This window comes from Streptomyces sp. NBC_00510, assembly GCA_036013505.1.
GTDB lineage: Bacteria > Actinomycetota > Actinomycetes > Streptomycetales > Streptomycetaceae > Actinacidiphila.
Genome location: CP107851.1, coordinates 5,138,065 through 5,154,420, shown reverse-complemented (window position 1 = coordinate 5,154,420; position 16,356 = coordinate 5,138,065). Strand labels below are relative to the sequence as shown.

Annotated in this window: 18 protein-coding genes; 6 read left to right on the top strand and 12 right to left on the bottom strand. The window is 72.1% G+C overall.

All coding sequences use genetic code 11. The features are described from left to right. Nucleotides 1–3: 3 nt before the first annotated feature. Complete coding sequence (locus OG937_23230; protein ID WUD74397.1) at nt 4–510, bottom strand: MarR family winged helix-turn-helix transcriptional regulator; 507 nt, start codon at nt 508–510, stop codon at nt 4–6. A gap of 79 nt (nt 511–589) precedes the next feature. Between OG937_23230 and OG937_23225 the strand changes: the two genes are divergently transcribed. Next, a complete protein-coding gene (locus OG937_23225) occupies nt 590–1,120 on the top strand; it encodes a YceI family protein (GenBank protein WUD74396.1) in 531 nt (176 codons plus the stop codon). Nucleotides 1,121–1,291: 171 nt separating this feature from the next. Continuing rightward, on the top strand, nt 1,292–2,761 hold the full coding sequence (locus OG937_23220; protein ID WUD74395.1) for a cellulose binding domain-containing protein: 1,470 nt from the start codon (nt 1,292–1,294) through the stop codon (nt 2,759–2,761). An 86-nt stretch (nt 2,762–2,847) separates the two neighbouring features. Here OG937_23220 and OG937_23215 read toward each other — a convergent pair whose 3' ends face one another. The 5 genes from OG937_23215 to OG937_23195 form a co-directional block, all read right to left on the bottom strand. After that, entirely contained in the window at nt 2,848–4,500 is a 1,653-nt protein-coding gene (locus OG937_23215) for a glycosyl hydrolase family 18 protein (GenBank protein WUD74394.1), read from the bottom strand. A gap of 221 nt (nt 4,501–4,721) precedes the next feature. After that, on the bottom strand, nt 4,722–7,262 hold the full coding sequence (locus OG937_23210) for a SpoIIE family protein phosphatase (protein ID WUD74393.1): 2,541 nt from the start codon (nt 7,260–7,262) through the stop codon (nt 4,722–4,724). 84 nt (nt 7,263–7,346) lie between these two features. Beyond that, nucleotides 7,347–7,526, bottom strand: coding sequence for a hypothetical protein (locus OG937_23205; GenBank protein WUD74392.1), 180 nt, complete (start codon nt 7,524–7,526; stop codon nt 7,347–7,349). Nucleotides 7,527–7,585: 59 nt separating this feature from the next. Beyond that, complete coding sequence (locus OG937_23200) at nt 7,586–8,407, bottom strand: ABC transporter permease (protein ID WUD74391.1); 822 nt, start codon at nt 8,405–8,407, stop codon at nt 7,586–7,588. After that, complete coding sequence (locus OG937_23195) at nt 8,404–9,393, bottom strand: ATP-binding cassette domain-containing protein (GenBank protein WUD74390.1); 990 nt, start codon at nt 9,391–9,393, stop codon at nt 8,404–8,406. Before OG937_23195 ends, OG937_23200 begins: the two co-directional genes overlap by 4 nt. A 64-nt stretch (nt 9,394–9,457) precedes the next feature. Here OG937_23195 and OG937_23190 point away from each other — a divergent pair, with 64 nt between their 5' ends. Beyond that, complete coding sequence (locus OG937_23190; GenBank protein ID WUD74389.1) at nt 9,458–10,210, top strand: TetR/AcrR family transcriptional regulator; 753 nt, start codon at nt 9,458–9,460, stop codon at nt 10,208–10,210. Nucleotides 10,211–10,308: 98 nt separating this feature from the next. Then, a complete protein-coding gene (locus OG937_23185) occupies nt 10,309–11,493 on the top strand; it encodes a magnesium and cobalt transport protein CorA (protein WUD74388.1) in 1,185 nt (394 codons plus the stop codon). A 13-nt stretch (nt 11,494–11,506) separates the two neighbouring features. Here the strand turns inward: OG937_23185 and OG937_23180 are convergent, their stop codons facing one another. Next, nucleotides 11,507–11,776: a DUF1876 domain-containing protein gene (locus OG937_23180; GenBank protein ID WUD74387.1), complete on the bottom strand. Its 270-nt coding sequence runs from the start codon at nt 11,774–11,776 to the stop codon at nt 11,507–11,509. A 120-nt stretch (nt 11,777–11,896) separates the two neighbouring features. Between OG937_23180 and OG937_23175 the strand changes: the two genes are divergently transcribed. Beyond that, on the top strand, nt 11,897–12,319 hold the full coding sequence (locus OG937_23175) for a CBS domain-containing protein (GenBank protein ID WUD74386.1): 423 nt from the start codon (nt 11,897–11,899) through the stop codon (nt 12,317–12,319). 24 nt (nt 12,320–12,343) lie between these two features. Here the strand turns inward: OG937_23175 and OG937_23170 are convergent, their stop codons facing one another. Further along, nucleotides 12,344–12,691 (bottom strand): anti-sigma factor antagonist, encoded by a 348-nt coding sequence (locus OG937_23170; GenBank protein WUD74385.1) that lies wholly within the window; start codon nt 12,689–12,691, stop codon nt 12,344–12,346. A gap of 140 nt (nt 12,692–12,831) precedes the next feature. After that, nucleotides 12,832–13,701, bottom strand: coding sequence for a helix-turn-helix domain-containing protein (locus OG937_23165; protein ID WUD74384.1), 870 nt, complete (start codon nt 13,699–13,701; stop codon nt 12,832–12,834). A gap of 193 nt (nt 13,702–13,894) precedes the next feature. Between OG937_23165 and OG937_23160 the strand changes: the two genes are divergently transcribed. Then, a complete protein-coding gene (locus OG937_23160) occupies nt 13,895–14,380 on the top strand; it encodes an ATP-binding protein (protein ID WUD74383.1) in 486 nt (161 codons plus the stop codon). Nucleotides 14,381–14,402: 22 nt separating this feature from the next. On the opposite strand, the gene OG937_23155 is transcribed toward OG937_23160, so the two are convergent. The 3 genes from OG937_23155 to OG937_23145 all read right to left on the bottom strand — a co-directional run bounded on the left by OG937_23155 (nt 14,403) and on the right by OG937_23145 (nt 16,351). Continuing rightward, complete coding sequence (locus tag OG937_23155; GenBank protein WUD74382.1) at nt 14,403–14,642, bottom strand: DUF397 domain-containing protein; 240 nt, start codon at nt 14,640–14,642, stop codon at nt 14,403–14,405. 231 nt (nt 14,643–14,873) lie between these two features. Then, a complete protein-coding gene (locus OG937_23150) occupies nt 14,874–15,827 on the bottom strand; it encodes a pirin family protein (GenBank protein ID WUD74381.1) in 954 nt (317 codons plus the stop codon). A 104-nt stretch (nt 15,828–15,931) separates the two neighbouring features. Next, nucleotides 15,932–16,351, bottom strand: coding sequence for an SseB family protein (locus tag OG937_23145; protein WUD78852.1), 420 nt, complete (start codon nt 16,349–16,351; stop codon nt 15,932–15,934). Between the last annotated feature and the right edge of the window lie 5 nt (nt 16,352–16,356).

Below are 16,356 nucleotides of genomic sequence, written 5' to 3'. Positions count from 1 at the left end.
GCCTCAGCCCCCGCACGGGGGCCGGGACGGCGGCTCCGGGTCGACGGCGGTGACCGCCGCCGCGAGCGCGTCGAACCGCTCCGCACCGCCCAGCGGCCCGACCACGCGCTCACGCAGCGCGTCGGCCAGCGTGAGCGCCGCCGTCATCGCCACCTGAAGGCCGCGTTCGGTCAGCACCGCCAGGGTGACGCGCCGGTCCTCCCGGCAGGGACGGCGTTCGATGAGCCCCGCCTCCGTGAGGCGGTCGGCGACCTTGGTGGTGCCCGCCGTGGTGAAGCCCAGCGTCCCCGCGAGCCGGTACATCGGCGCCGACCGCTCCGGCGTCGTCATCAGGAACCACAGCGCCTGGAACGAGGACGGGGCCAGCCCCGACCGCGCCTCGACGTCCGCCAGCAACTGGTCCGTGAGCCGCCGGAAGCCCGATTGCAGCGCGTCCCACCGCGCGAGCAGGTGCAGGTCGGCGGTGTCCGGGCACCGGCCGTCCGTCTCCGCGTGGATCTCCGCCGTCACATTGCCCAGGGTACCAACGCCAGCTATTGTCTAACTGGCTACTTAATATCTGGCGAGCTATTGAAGGGTGCGACACCCCATGAGCGACTCGACGACCACCCCCACCGGTCTGCACACGGGCTCCTGGGCCCTCGACCCCGCGGGCTCGGCCGTGCGGCTCACGCACCGGACGATGTGGGGCATGGCCACCGTGAAGGGCGCGTTCACCCAGGTCGGCGGCGAGGGCGAACTCGCGGCCGACGGCACCGGGCAGGGCACCCTGACCGTGGACGCCGCCTCCCTGGACACCGGCAACAAGCAGCGCGACACCCACCTGCACTCCGCCGACTTCCTCGACGTCGCGACCCACCCGGCGATCGTCTACACCGCCCGCCGGGTCACCGCCGGCACCGACGGCGCCCTCTCCGTCGACGGCGAGCTGACCGTCCGCGGCACCACCCGCCCGCTCGCCCTCACCGGGCGCGTCGAGTCCTCCTCCGCCGACGCCGTCGTGCTCACCGCCGATGCGGTCGTCGACCGGGCCGACTTCGGCCTCACCTGGAACCGGATGGGCATGATCAAGGGCGCCGCGACCCTCTCGGTCGCCGCCCGCTTCGTCCACCACGGCTGATCCCGCCGTTCACGAGGGGGCAGAAGCGGACATCACCGCTCACGCCCCAACTACCCCTTCGGCAAACGAAGTCGCGCCTTGCTACTTGTGTGGAAACCGTGAAAGGCTCCCCGCACCACCAGGCGCAGGCGCAACCGCCTTCCCGACGCCGAAGGGTTGGTTCACCACTCGATGACTGCCCCAGCCCCGGTCCCCGAGGCCGTACCGCTGTCCGAGTACTGGGCGGAAGCGCTGTGCTTCGCCCAGCTGTGCTCGCTCTCCCCCGAGGACGGCGGCCGGCTGGCCGCCGACGCGTTCGACCGCGGCCTGGACCTGACACCCGACGCGGCGGACGGCACACCCGGCCCGGGCCTGCCGCCCCTGCCGCTGCTGCTGACCGCCGTACGGGACACCGCCGCGTCCTGGCAGGCCCGGGGCGAGGGCGACAGCCTGCAGCCGGAGTTCCGCATCTGGCTCAACGCGGAACGCGCCGCACGCCGGGGCAGGGCACCGCGCCCGGAACCGCTGGCCCTGCGCGGACTGCGCGCCATGACGGAACCGGACGCGGCACTGCTGTGGTCCACCGAGGTCGAATGCCGCCCCGCGGCCGTGACCGCACACGCGCTGGGCGTCGACGTCACCGCGGTGGAGCGGGAGATCGACCGGGCCCGCGAGGACTTCCGCGACCGCTGCCTCCGCGCCCACCAGGAGGAACCGCCCTCCGACGAGTGCCAGGGGTACGCCCGGCTGCTGGACGCGGCCACCCGGATGCCCGTCGAGGCGGCACCCGAGGACCTGCGCCGGCACCTGCGCGGGTGCGCCGAGTGCGCGCGGGCGGCCGTGTGCCTGACCCCGTTCGGCGGCGGACTGCCCGAGGCACTGGCCGAAGGGGTGCTGGGCTGGGCGGGGCCCGCCTATCTGGAGGCCCGGCGCCGGACCGCCGGCCGGGACGCCGCCGCGGCCCCGCCGTCGCGGCGGGCCGCGCGCGCCGCCCGTGCCGCGCGGGCCAGGACCCGCGTCCCCGGGGGCAGGGCCGCCGTGGCCGGGGCGGTCGCGGTGCTGGCCGCCGTGATCTGCCTGACGGCCCTGGTCACCACCGACGACTCCGCCCCCCGGTCCGCCCAGGCCCTTCCGACGGCCCAGGGCGGCAAGGACGGCACCGCCCCGGACGGTTCCGGCTTCCCCCCGCTGCCGTCGCCGGGCGCCTCCGGAGCACCGGAGCCCGCCGAGAGCGCGCCGTTCCCCGAGGAGATCGGGCCCTCCGCCGCCGAGCACACCATCCCCGCCGCCGATCGCGCACCGTCCTCCGCCGCGCCGCCCGCGCACGACGCCCCGGTGAAACCGGCGCCGTCCTGCACGATCACCTACGAGGTGAACGAGCAGTGGTACGACGGCTTCCAGGCCACGGTCACCCTGACGACCCGCAAGGACCTCGACGACTGGAGGGTCGGCTGGAGGTACTCCGACGGCCGGCGCGTCACGCAGATGTGGGACGCCGACTTCGCCCAGCGCGATGGATCGGTCACCGCCCGGGCCAAGGGCTACAACCGGTCGGTGCGGGCGGGCGGTTCGGTCAGCTTCGGGCTGGTCGGCACCCGGCCCGGCGTCTCCGCCCCGCCCACCGGCTTCACCCTCGACGGCGCGTCCTGCGCCACCGGCTGACGCACGCCGCCCCGCCCCGACGCGACCGGGCCGGAGGAGCGGTCACGATTCCGCCCCTCCGGCCCGTACGGCCCGGCTCCTGAGGACTAGCTCAGACCGTTGTTGATCGCGGTGATCAGCTCACCGTTGCCGGTGTCGCCGCTGAACTCCCAGAAGAACGCGCCGCCGAGGCCCTGGTTCTTCACGTAGGCCATCTTGCCCGCGATGGTCGACGGGGTGTCGTAGCTCCACCAGTTGTTGCCGCAGTGCGCGTACGCGGTGCCCGCGACGGTGCCGGTGGCCGGGCAGGTGTTCTTGAGGACCTTGTAGTCCTCGTTGCCCGCCTCGTACGTACCGGGAGCGGCGCCGGTCGCGGAACCGCCCGGCGCCGACTGCGTGACGCCGGTCCAGCCGCGCCCGTAGAAGCCGATGCCCAGATTGAGCTTGTTCGACGCGATGCCCTTGCTCTTCAGCTTCTGGATCGCCGCGTCGGAGTAGAAGCCGGCGATCGGGATGCCGCTGTAGGAGGTGAGCGGGGAGTGCGGGGCGGTCGGGCCGTCCGCGTCGAAGGCGCCGAAGTAGTCGTACGTCATCACGTTGTAGTAGTTCACGTACTGGGCGGCGCCCGCGTAGTCGGCCGCGTCGATCTTGCCGCCGTTGGTGCCGTCGGCGGTGATGGCCGCGGTGACCAGGTTGTTGGAGCCGAACCTGGTGCGCAGCGCGGACATCAGGGTCTTGAAGGACGAGGCCCCGCTGGTGTCGCAGGACAGGCCGCAGGCGTTGGGGTACTCCCAGTCGATGTCGATGCCGTCGAAGACGTCGGCCCAGCGCGGGTCCTCGACCAGGTTGTAGCAGGAGTTGGCGAAGGCGGTCGGGTTGGCGGCCGCCTGGCCGAAGCCGCCGGACCAGGTCCAGCCGCCGAAGGACCAGAGGATCTTGATGTTCGGGTACTGCTTCTTCAGCTTGCGCAGCTGGTTGAAACTGCCGCGCAGGGCGCCGGTGTCCCAGGTGTCGGCGACGCCGTCGACGCTCTGGTCGGCGGTGTAGGCCTTGTCGTAGTCGGCGTAGGAGTCGCCGATCGCGCACTGGCCGTTGGTGACGTTGCCGAAGGCGTAGTTGATGTGGGTCAGCTTGCTCGCCGAGCCGGAGGTCACCAGGTTCTTGACGTGGTAGTTGCGGCCGTAGACGCCCCACTCGGCGAAGTAGCCGAGGCGGATCTTGTTCCCCGCGGGGCCGGTGGGGGTCGGCGTCGGGGTCGGCGTGGGCGTCGGGGTCGGGGTGGGCGTCGGAGTCGGGGTGGGGGTGGGCGTCGGGTCGCCGCCGCCACCGCCGGTGCAGGAACCGCCGTTGAGCTTGCAGCCGCTCGGGCTGCCGCTACCGGTGCCGTTGAAGCCGAAGCTGATGCTGGCGCCCGGGGCCAGCGTGCCGTTCCAGCTCTTGTTCTTGCCGGTCCAGTGGGTGCCGGAGGCGGTCACGTCGGCGTCCCACGCCGAGGTCACCGACGTGCCGGCGGGGAAGTCCCACTCGACGGTCCAGCTGCTGATGGACGAGGTGCCGCTGTTGGTGATCGTCCACTTGCCCTCGAACCCCGTGCCCCAGTCCTGGGTCTTGGTGTACGTGGCGGTGGTACCCGCGGCGTGGGCCGGCGTGGCCAGACCGACGAGCGCGGCGAACGGGAGCAGCAGCGCGGTGAGCCCCGCGGCGGCTGTGGTCCTGATGCGTCTGGTGCGTGGAGTGCGTGGGGTGTCTCCAGTGCTCAAGGGGTGCTCCTCGAGTGGGGGCCGACGGGGAAACCAGTGCCGCCTGGTGGGCGGTTGACTCCATGTCATGCCCACCACAGTTCCCTGGCAGAGTAGAAAGGTCTGGACCAGGTGGTCAATAGGTCTGGACCATCTCGACCCCTCAACCTGGAGCACGACGCCCCGGCGACCTCGCCGAGGCGTACAGGTGAACGAAGGAGCGCGCGGGGGGGCGTCCGGTGTCAGGCCGGTTCGCGCACGGTGACCGTGTCGATGCCGATGTCGATGCCGACGTCGGGGCCGTGCCCGTCGAGGAACTGCTCGGCCCAGATGATCTTCCCGTCGTCGGTGTAACGGGTGCCCCACCGCTGGGCGAACTGCGAGATCAGGAACAGCCCGCGACCGCCCTCGTCGGTGGTGCGGGGGTGCCGCAGGTGCGGGGAGGTGCTGCTGGCGTCGGAGACCTCGCAGGTCAGCGCCCGCTCCAGGATCAGCCGCAGGCGGATCGGACCGGAGCCGTGCCGGATCGCGTTGGTGACCAGCTCGCTGACGACCAGTTCGGTGGTGAAGGTGAGGTCGCCCAGGCCCCAGTCCTCCAGCTGCCGGGTGGACAGCTCGCGGGCCCGGCCCACGACCGCGGGGTCGGTGGGCAGGTCCCAGGAGGCGACCCGGCCGATGTCCAGACAGCGGGTCCTGGCCAGCAGCAGCGCCACGTCGTCGTGCGGGCGGGCGGGGGCCAGTTCGTCGACGACGCTGCGGCACAACGCGTCCAGCGGCAGGTCCTCGGCCTCCATGGCGGCCCGCAGCCGGCTCCGCCCGCTGTCCGGCACGTCGCCCGCGCCGTCCGCCGGCGCGACCAGGCCGTCCGTGTACAGCGCGAGGACGCTGCCCTCCTCCATCGTCAACTCGGCTGCCTCGAAGGGCAGTCCGCCCAGACCCAACGCGGGCCCGATGGGCAGCTGGAGGAAGCGGACGGCCTCCCCGCCCTCGGCCCCGCACCGCTCGCCGGCGGGCCGGAGCACGGCCGGCGGAAGGTGCCCGGCGCTGGCCATGACGCAGTGCCTGCTGACCGGGTCGTACGTCACGTACAGGCAGCTCGACCCGAGCGCGCTGCCGCCCACCCCGACGGTCGCGGACTCCCCGGCCTCCCGGGAGACCTGGACGACCAGGTCGTCCAGGTGCGCCAGCAGTTCCTCGGGTGGCAGGTCGAGGTCGGCCAGGGTCCGTACCGCCGTGCGCAACTGGCCCATCGTCGCGGCCGCCTCGATGCCGTGGCCCACCACCTCGCCCACCACGAGCGCGACCCGGGCCCCGGACAGCGGGATGACGTCGAACCAGTCGCCGCCCACGCCCGACAGCTCGTCGGCCGGGCGGTAGTAGGTGGCGACCTCCACCGCCTCCTGCGGCGGGAAGGTGTGCGGCAGCAGGCTGCGCTGCAGCACGAGGGCGGCGTCCCGCTCGCGGGTGTAGCGGCGCGCGTTGTCCAGGCAGACCGCGGCCCTGGCCACCACCTCCTCGGCCAGGCGCAGGTCCTCCCCGTCGAAGGGGTCGGCACGGCGCACCCGGAAGAAGAGGGTCACGCCGAGGGTGACCCCGCGGGCGCGGATCGGCACCACCATCGCCGTGTGGAGCCCGAGTTCGCCGAAGTGGAGCGCGCGGCCGCCGGCGGGTCCTGCGGCCCACTCCAGCTCCAGCGGGTCCAGCCGGGAGCTGAGCCAGGAGGTGCCGTCGGTCAGGCACCGGATGGGCGGGGTGTCCTCCAGGTAGGCGGAGAGCGCCCCGATGCCGAACGCCGGCTCGGGCTCGCCCTGCCGCGCCGCCCGCATCCCGGCGCGGCGCAGCGGCACGGTGACGGCGTCCCCCAGCGGGCCGGGCTGCGGCTCCGCGCCCTTGATGACCGACTCCAGCAACTCCACGGCGACGTAGTCGGCGAGGTCGGGCACGACCACGTCCGCCAGGTCCTGCGCGGTGTGCATCACGTCCAGGGTGCGGCCGATGTGCTCGCTGGCCCGGTCCAGCAGCGACAGCCGCTGCCGGGCCCGCCAGCGGTCGCTGATGTCGACCACGGAGTAGCAGACGCCTACCGGGACGCCACGCTCGTCCTCCAGCCGCACGAAGGACATCGAATGCGCCTTCTCACGGCGTGGATCGGTGCGGAACCGCCCGACGTGCTCGTAGTCGATCACCGGCACGCCCGTCTCCAGGACCTGCCGCATCTGCGCCTCCAGGACCGTGGCGTTCAGGCCCGGCTGGATCTCCCCGAGCCGGCGCCCCAGCCGCTCCTGGGAGGGGCCGCCCCCGAAGCGCTCCAGTGCCGCGTTCGACCACACGCAGCGCAGTTCGGTGTCGACCACGGCCAGCCCGATCGGCGTCTGGCCCACGATCCGTTCCAGCATCGCCGGGGTCATCCCGGACGCCACGGAGCGGGCGGTGCTGCGGGACTCCGCCGCCAGGACCATCCAGCGGACGGACGTGCCGCCGATCCCCTCCGGGAGCCCGGCCACCCGTACGCCCAGCGTGACCCTCATGCCGTCGTCACGGCGGAGCCGCAGCACACCCGTCCAGCCGCCCTCGGTGCGGCAGCGCTCGGCGATCTCCGGCGGCCGCGCCGCGTCCTCCGGGGCGAGCAGATCCACCGCGGGGGTGTCGATGACGTCCGCGGCCCGCCGGCCGAGCAGCCGCTCGGCGGCGGGCGGCCAGCTCAGCAGCCGCCCCTCGGCGTCGAGCAGCAACGTGACGGCGTCCGCCACGCCCGCGTCCACGCGTTCCTCGGGAGTCCCCATGGCCAGCCACTCCGTATCCGCCCGCAACGTTACGCTCCGCTCACCGTTCTTGTTCTTCCCACTCGGCGAACGCCGCTCACGGCGTCACGGGAAGAAGGAGAGCGTGCCGTCCGCTGCCCATCCGGGCTCGTGGCCGGAACGGGAAGGGAGGGTGGACGGCCACAGGAGCGCGCCCGGCGGGGACGGGTCCTCGGGGCGCGCGGCGGCCCCCGCGGGAACGGGCGGTGCGGGGAGAGACCGGCCGAAGAGCACCGGGACGTCCATCAAGACCTCCGGAGTACGCCCCCGTGTCCCCCGCGAATCAGATTACTCGTCGGCCCCGGTCAGCGCCCCCCGCGTGCGTACCGCCGTATCGCCAGGGGGACGAAGACCGCGAGCAGTGCCAGCGACCAGCCCACCGACGCCGCGAGCGGATGGGCCATGGGCCACGCCGCCCCCGGGGCGTCGGCGATCCGGGCGGCCGGTCCGCCGAAGAGCCCGCGGCAGGCGGCGGCCACGGCGCTGAGCGGATTCCACTCGGCGACGGCGCGCAGCCAGCCCGTCATACCGGAGGTGGGAACGTAGGCGCCGGAGACCAGTTGCAGCACGAAGGTGGCGCTGCCGAGCTGCGCCGCCGCCTCCTCGTCGCGCAGCAGCAGCCCGAGATGGATCCCGGCCCAGCAGGTGGCGAAGCGGAAGAGCAGCAGCAGGCCGTACGCGCCGAGCACCTGACCCGCGCCCGTCTCGACGCGCCAGCCCACCGCCCACCCCACCAGGGCCAGCGGCACCAGCCCGGCGGCGGTGACCAGTGCATCGGCGGCCGCCTGGCCGAGCGGCACCGCGGCCCGGCTCATCGGCAGGGTGCGGAAGCGGTCGGCGACCCCCCGCTGCGCGTCCTGCGCGGCCTGCATCATGCCGGTCATCAGCCCGCCGGCGGCGACGGCGGTGAACAGTCCCGGCAGGAGGTAGGAGCGGTACCCGGCGTCCCCGGGGAGGGTGAGCGCACTGCCGAAGACGTAGCCGAAGAAGAGCAGCAGGATCAGCGGCATCGCCTGGGTGAGGACGAACAGCCCGGGGGCCCGGCGCACCCGCAGCAGATGGCGGCCGAGCATCGCCAGCCCGTCGGCCAGGGCACCGCCGTCCCCTCGTCGCGCGAGCGCGGTCATGCGGCCTCCTCCTTCGCGGGACCGGTGGACGGGACGGGCAGGAGCGGGGCGGCGCCGCCGGTCAGCCGGTGGAACACCTCGTCGAGGGTGGGCGGCCGCAGGCTCGCGTCCACCAGCGGGACGCCGGCCGCGTCCAGGGCGAGCACGATGCGCGGCAGCGTGAGCGCCGGGTCGTCGCTGACCACCCCGACCGTGCGGCGACCGTGGTCCAGCACCGGCTCGGCGCCCGTCAGCGACCGCAGGACGACGGCCGCGCCGGCCACCGCGCCGGCCTCGCCCACCACGACCTCTGCGGAGGAGCCGATGCGGGCCTTGAGCTCGGCCGGTGTGCCGCGGGCGGTGACCCGGCCCCCGTCCACCAGCGCGATGTCGTCGGCCAGCCGGTCGGCCTCCTCCAGGTACTGGGTGGTCAGCAGCACCGTCGTGCCCTCGTCGGCGAGCGTGCGCACCGCCCGCCAGACGCCCTCCCGCGCGGTCGGGTCGAGTCCGGTGGTGGGCTCGTCGAGGAAGAGCACCCGGGGCCGCGCGAGGAGGCTCACCGCGAGGTCGAGGCGCCGTCGCATGCCGCCGGAGTAACCGCGCACGGGCCGGTCGGCGGCGTCCTCCAGGCCGGCCCCGGCGAGGAGTTCGTCCGCCCGCGCCCGCCCGGGGGCACCGCGCAGCCGTTGCAGCCGGGCGAACAGCCGCAGGTTCTCCCGGCCTGACAGCTCCTCGTCCAGTGAGGCCTCCTGACCGGTGACGCCGATGGCACGGCGCACCGCGGCCGGCTCCCGCACCACGTCGTGCCCGGCGACCCGCGCGGTGCCCGCGTCGGGGACGAGCAGCGTGGTCAGCAGCCGTACGGCCGTGGTCTTCCCCGCCCCGTTCGGCCCGAGGAGCCCGCAGACGCGGCCCGCCGGCACCGCCAGATCCAGCCCGCGCAGGACGCGCACCTCGCCGAAGCCCTTCTCCAGCCCCTCACTGAGTACAGCGTACGTAGTTTCCATGTACGGCACCATACCCCACTCCGTACGCCGTACGTAACTACCATGGTGGACGAGGTGATGATCGATGCCAGCCAGCACCGGGCGACCCGCCGCCCCCGAGGTGATCTGGACCCGCCCGGAACGGGCGGCCAGGGGCCCGAGGCCCGCCCACAGCCGCGCCGAGATCGCCGCGGCCGCGGTGCGGATCGCCGACGCCGAGGGCATCGACGCGGTGTCGATGCGGCGCGTGGCGGCCGAGGTCGGCGCGGGCACGATGTCGCTCTACAACTACGTGCCCCGCAAGGAGGACCTGCACGAGTTGATGGTCGACGCCGTCACCGGCGAGTACGAACTCCCCGAGGAACCCTCCGGCGACTGGCGCGCGGACCTGATGGCCCTGGCCCGGGCCAGCCGTGACCTGCTGCGCCGCCACCCCTGGGTGCCGCGGCTGTACACCTCCGTCCACGGCTTCAGCCCCAACGGCCTGCGCTACCTGGAGCACTGCCTCGCCGCCCTGGAGGGCCTGGACGAGGACGACGCCACCAAGATGGAGCTGCTCGCGATGGTCCACGGCACCGTCATGACGTACGTGGGCAACGAGGTGGCCACCCAGGAGCGCAGCCGGGCCCTGCCGTGGACGCCGCTGGAGGAACAGGCCGCGCGCCTGGCGTACCTGACGGACCGGGTCGGCGGGGGCGCGTACCCGCGCCTGGCCGCGGCGCTGGCGAACGCGGGCCCGGCGGTCGACATGGACGCCTGGTTCGAGCGCACGATCGGCCGGATCCTGGACGCGTACGGGCGCGGCAGCGGGGATCAGGACCGGGGCCGGGACGCCTGACCCCGCGGCGGCGCCGGGTACCGGGTGCGCGGTGCGGCCGTTTCCCCGGCGGGCTCGGGCTACCCTGCTCGGAAGGCCCGAAAGAGGGGGTGCTGCCGGTGTCCGGGCGTCGACTGCGTGCCCTGCGCGCACTGAGGAACTCGGCGAAGGAGAGGGCCAGGACGGCCAGGTCGGCCCGTCCCGCCCAGCCCTCCCCCTCGCCGGCCGACGAGGGGGAGGGCCCCCTGGAGCCGCGGATCGCGGGCCCCGCGGCCGTCGCCGTGAGCAGCGTGATGGACGCGGCCCTGTACCGGGACGGCCGGCGCATCGCGACGCCCTCCTCGCTCGCCGAGGCGTACACGCAGCTGCGCGCCGAGCCCGGCGCGATGGCCTGGATCGGGCTCTACCGGCCGAGCGAGGCCGAGCTGGTCTCGCTGGCGAAGGAGTTCGACCTGCACCCGCTGGCCCTGGAGGACGCCATCCAGGCCCACCAGCGCCCCAAGCTGGAGCGGTACGGGGAGACCCTCTTCGTCGTGCTCCGCGCCGCCCGCTACCTGGACGCCCCGGAGGAGGTCGACTTCGCCGAGCTGCACATCTTCGTGGGCCCCGGCTTCGTCCTGACCGTCCGCCACGGTGCGGCTCCCGACCTGTCCGCCGTACGGCGCCGCATGGAGAGCAACCCCGAGCTGCTGACGCTCGGGGCGGAGGCGGTGCTCTACGCGATACTCGACACGGTCGTCGACGGCTACGCACCGGTCGTCGCGGGGGTCGAGAAGGACATGGAGGAGAGCGAGATCCAGGTCTTCGGCGGCGACCCCCAGGTCTCCCGCCGGATCTACGAGCTCTCCCAGGAGGTGCTGGAGTTCCAGCGCGCCACCCGCCCGCTCATCCCGATGCTGGACGGCCTGCAGGCGGGCTTCGTGAAGTACGGGACGGACGAGGAACTCCAGCGCTACCTGCGCGACGTCGCCGACCACGTCACGCACACCATCGAGCGCGTGGACGGCTTCCGGCAGGCGCTCGGGGACCTGCTCACCCTCAACGCGACCCTGGTCGCGCAGCAGCAGAACGCCGAGATGCGGGCGCTGGCGGAGGCCGGCTTCGAGCAGAACGAGGAGATCAAGAAGATCTCCGCCTGGGCCGCCATCCTCTTCGCGCCCACGCTCGTCGGCACCATCTACGGCATGAACTTCGACCACATGCCCGAGCTGCACTGGCTGCTCGGGTACCCCTTCGCGATCCTGCTCATGGGCGTGGTGTGCGTCAGCCTCTACCTGGTCTTCAAACGGCGCGGCTGGCTGTGAGGGCCCCGCGGGCTCAGATCCTGGGATGCGCGGGCACGTGGGTGACCTCCTCGATCTCGTGCGCGGCCTTGCCGAGGAGCTGACGCGCGAGGTCGTTGAGCGCCCTGGCCGCCGCGAGTTCCTCGCCGACCCGTTCCTGGTCCGGGTCGGAGGGATGCCGGTTGGCGTGGCCGTGCGACCTGACCTCCGTGCCGTCCGGAAGGCGGAGCAGCGCGGCGGCCTTCGTCCTCGCGCCGTCCTCCCGGAAGTCCATCTCGATGTGCCATCCGACGAGGGTCTGCATGACGGAACACCTCCAGCGGTCCCGGTGTCTCCTTCCAGCGTGCTCCCTATCGCGGAACTACTCCACCAGGGTGACGATGGAGCCAAAGGAAATCGGTCCCTGCCACAAGGAGGCGCCGTCATGACCACCGCACTGGACATCATGCATCCCGGCGCCATGTGCGTCGGGGAGCGGGAGAGCCTCGCCGACGCGGCCCGGATCATGCGTGAGCAGGACATCGGCGCGCTGCCGATCTGCGGGGACGACGACGTGCTGGTCGGCATCGTCACCGACCGGGACATCGTGCTGAAGTGCGTCGCCGAGGGGCGCGACCCGTCCGAGGTCTCCTGCGGTGAGCTGGCCATGGGCCGGCCGCAGATCATCGAGGGGGACGAGCAGATCGACCGGGTGCTGGAACTGATGGAGGAGTACCGGGTGCGCCGGCTGCCGGTGATCGACCATCCCGCACACCGTCTCATCGGCATGATCAGCGAGGCCGACGTGGCCCGCCACCTGCCGCAGGAGCGGGTCGCCGAGTTCGTCACGGCCGTCTGCTCGGACTGACCCGGGACCGTGTGGACCGGGCGGTCACGACCGCCCGATCCGGGCGAGCGCCTCCTCCACGCTCGGCACCGGGCGGAAGGCCCTCATCAGCCCGGTGGCGCGCAGGATCCTGAGGGTCGGGGGGCGGGCGCAGACGAACTGCAATTGCCCGCCGTGGCCGTGGACCCGGCTCCGCAGCCGGCACAGGACGGCGAGTCCGGAACAGTCGATGAAGTCGACGGGGCCCAGGTCGACGACGAGACCGGGGCCCGGGGCGCGGGTCAGCGCGTCGAGCAGCGGAATGATCTCCATCGCCGCGACGATGTCGATCTCCCCGCTGAGTTCCACCACGACGCACCCGTCGATCGTGTGGGTACGCAGGTACGGGCTCACCGGAGCATAAGATCACCGGGCCGATGAGCCGACCGATGCGTCAAGGTCCACTTCACTCGATCGAGTGAGACCTGTGAAAAGCTGCAAAACCCCTGTTCACAGGGGAGGAGAGCGGTACCCGGCGTTGCCGCCGGGTGCGCTCAGACGGCGCGGAGGACGGCGTTCAGCCGGTCCCGGGTGGCGTCCGGGGAGAGGCTGTCGGCGCGGAGCTTCGCCATGACGACGCGGTACTGGTCGACCTCCTCGCGCTTGTCGATGTACATCGCCCCGGTGAGCTGCTCCACGTACACGACGTCCGGGACGTCGGACTCCGGGAAGGTCAGCTGGGTGAAGGTCCCGCTGGCGCCCGCGGAGTACCCCGTGAACTCCAGTGGCAGCAGCTGCACCGTCACGTTCGGCTGCTGCGAGGCCTCGATGAGGTGCACGAGCTGGGCCCGCATCACCTCCCGCCCGCCGAACCTGCGGAGCACCACGGACTCGTCCATCACCGCGACGATCTCCGGGGCGAGCTCCGAGGTCAGCAGCTTCTGCCGCTTGTGCCGCAGGTCCAGCCGGCGCTCCACCTCGTCGGCGGGGGCGTCCGGGTGGCCCAGCTCGATGACGGCGCGGCTGTAGTCGTCGGCCTGGAGCAGGCCGTGCACGAACTGCGTCTCGAAGGAGCGGATGACCGAGGCGGACTCCTCCAGGCCGACGTACGTCTGGAACCACGCGGGCAGGACGTCGCCGAAGCCGTGCCACCAGCCGGCGACGTTCGCCTCGCGCACCAGGCCGAGCAGGGCCGTGCGCTCACCGTCGTCCGTGATGCCGTAGAGGGTGAGCAGGTCGGCCACGTCGCGCTCCTTGAAGCTCACGCGCCCGAGCTCCATGCGGCTGATCTTCGACTCGGACGCGCGGATCGAATAGCCCGCGGCCTCACGGGTGATGCCCTGCGCTTCGCGCAGCCTGCGCAGCTGCGAGCCCAGGAGGATGCGGCGCACCATCGATCCGCTTCCTGACTGCACTGTGGTCATTTGCGCCTACCTTCTCCCCGTGGCATCCAGCAGTCTGCCACCTTCGCGCTGCGTTCAGTACTCGATCGGTCACTCTCGATCGTCACTCCCGACCCATCTGCCTCGTGCCATGCAAATGCACGTGCATCCGCCCCTTGCATCGGCCGCAGGCCGTACGGGACGATTACGTACGTGCCGATACCGGGTGGTGCGCATGTGGACTGAGAGCTCGGCCGGGGTGCAGCCCTTATGGGACGGGCTGGTTCCGGAGCGCCTTTCGTCGTCGAGTGCCACCTCCTGCCCGCTGCCGCCGCGTTACGAGGCGGTCGGCGACGCACGAAGATTTGCGCGGACGACCCTGCACGCCTGGCACTTGGAAGAACTCCAGGACGGCATCGAACTGGTCGCCTCGGAACTGGTGACCAACGCCCTGCGCTACGCGGTCCCCGAGGACGCGGCCCACGGGTGCGTCCGGCTCAGCCTGGTCAGATGGTCAACGCGCGTAGTGTGCGCGGTGCGCGACCCCAGCAGTCACGGGCCCGTCGCCAAGGCCCCGGACTTCGTCGCCGAGTCCGGGCGCGGGCTGCATCTGGTGGAGTCCTTCAGCGAGACCTGGGGCTGGCATCCCCTCACCGGCATGGGGAAAGTCGTCTGGGCGCTCTTCCGTATGCCCGGACAGAACGACGGCCCGTCACATTGAGCCGTACCGGGGACGACCGTGGTCAGTTCGCCACGAAGTGATCGAACTCCCCGTTCTTCATCCCCACGATGAGGGATTCAATCTCTTCCTTCGTATATATCAGCGCCGGTCCGTCCGGAAAACGTGAATTGCGCACGGCCACGTCCCCGTCCGGAAGCGCGGCCAGCTCCACGCACTGACCGTTCGCATTGCTGTCCCGGCTCTTCTGCCACACCAGTCCGTGGAGATCGGACGCTGCCATGCCGTTGTACGTGTGGCGCATGCTTCTCTCCAGGTAAGTGCCGTGCAGGACAGGGGAGATGATAGCCAGAGACGGTGTCACGTGCATCTGCACGTGCAGGTGCACGTGCAGTCACTCAGGGTGAATGCAGCGGCCAATGAAGAGCCAACGAACCGCCCGCCGGAATTGCTCCCACCGTATGCGACGGCCCCGCCCGGGAATCGGATTCCCGGACGGGGCCGTTTAATGCCGGAGGCACCGGAGCCGTCGCCGTCACTCCTGACCGGCGGGAACGGTGCCGAGCTTGCCGGCCTTGAAGTCGTCGAAGGCCTGGGCGAGTTCCGCGTGGGTGTTCATCACGAACGGGCCGTACTGCATCATCGGCTCACGAATCGGCAGCCCGCCCAGAAGGACGACCTCGAAGTTGGGGCTGCGCGATTCCTGGGACCCGTCGGCGCGGATCGTGAGGGAATCGCCGCGCCCGAAGACCACCGCCTGCCCCATGCGGAAGGGCCGGTTCTCCGGGCCCGCGGTGCCGCGGCCGGCCAGGCCGTACGCCAGGGCGTTGAAGTCCGCGCGCCAGGGCAGCGTGAGCTGGGCGCCCGGGTTCACCGAGACGTGCAGCATGGTGATCGGGGTGTGCGTGGCGCCCGGGCCCTGGTGGCCGTCGATGTCGCCGGCGATGATCCGGATGAGCGCGCCGCCGTCCTCGGACGCCAGCAGCTTGACGTTGCCGCCGCGGATGTCCTGGTACTTCGGCGCGATCATCTTGTCCCTGGCGGGCAGGTTGACCCACAGCTGCAGGCCGTGGAACAGGCCGCCGGTCATGACCAGCTCCTCCGGCGGCGTCTCGATGTGGAGCAGGCCGCTGCCGGCCGTCATCCACTGCGTGTCACCGTCGGTGATGGTGCCGCCGCCACCGTGGGAGTCCTGGTGGATGAACGCGCCGTCCATGATGTAGGTGACGGTCTCGAAGCCGCGGTGCGGGTGCCAGGGCGTGCCCTTGGGCTCGCCGGGCGCGTACTCCACCTCACCCATCTGGTCCATCATGATGAACGGGTCGAGGTTCTTGTAGTCGATGCCCGCGAAGGCGCGGCGGACGGGGAAGCCCTCCCCCTCGAAGCCGCTCGGGGCGGTGGTCACCTGCAGCGCCCGCCGCTGTACCGCGTCGGCGGGGGCGTGGACGCGCGGCAGGGTCAACGGGTTCTCGACGGTCACTGCAGGCATGGCCAGATCCTCCTCGGATTGTTCAACGTTCAACATAGTTGAACGCTGAACTTCCCGCAACCGTTCCCCGGCCTTTGTCCGGTTTCCGTGGGGTGAGGGCCGGATCAGCCGTACATCCGCCGCATGGTGAACTCCACCATCTGCTCGACCGCCTTCGCGTCGAACACCATCCGGTGCTCGCCCTCCATGTCCAGCACGAAGCCGTAGCCGGTCGGCAGCAGGTCCAGCACCTCGGCACCCGTGATCACGAAGTACTTGGACTCCTTGCCGGCGTAGCGGCGCAGCTGCTTCAGCGAGGAGAACATGGGGATCACCGGCTGCTGCGTGTCGTGCAGCGCCAGGAAACCGGGGTTGTCGCCGCGCGGGCAGTAGACCTTGGACGTGGCGAAGACCGCCTGGAAGTCCTCCGCCGACATCGAGCCCGTCGTGAACGCGCGCACCGCGTCCGCCAGCGAGGGCGGTGACGGCTCGGGGTAGCCCGCACCCATCGGCGCCCCGCCCATCGGCGGCGCCGCCCCTGCCATCCCGT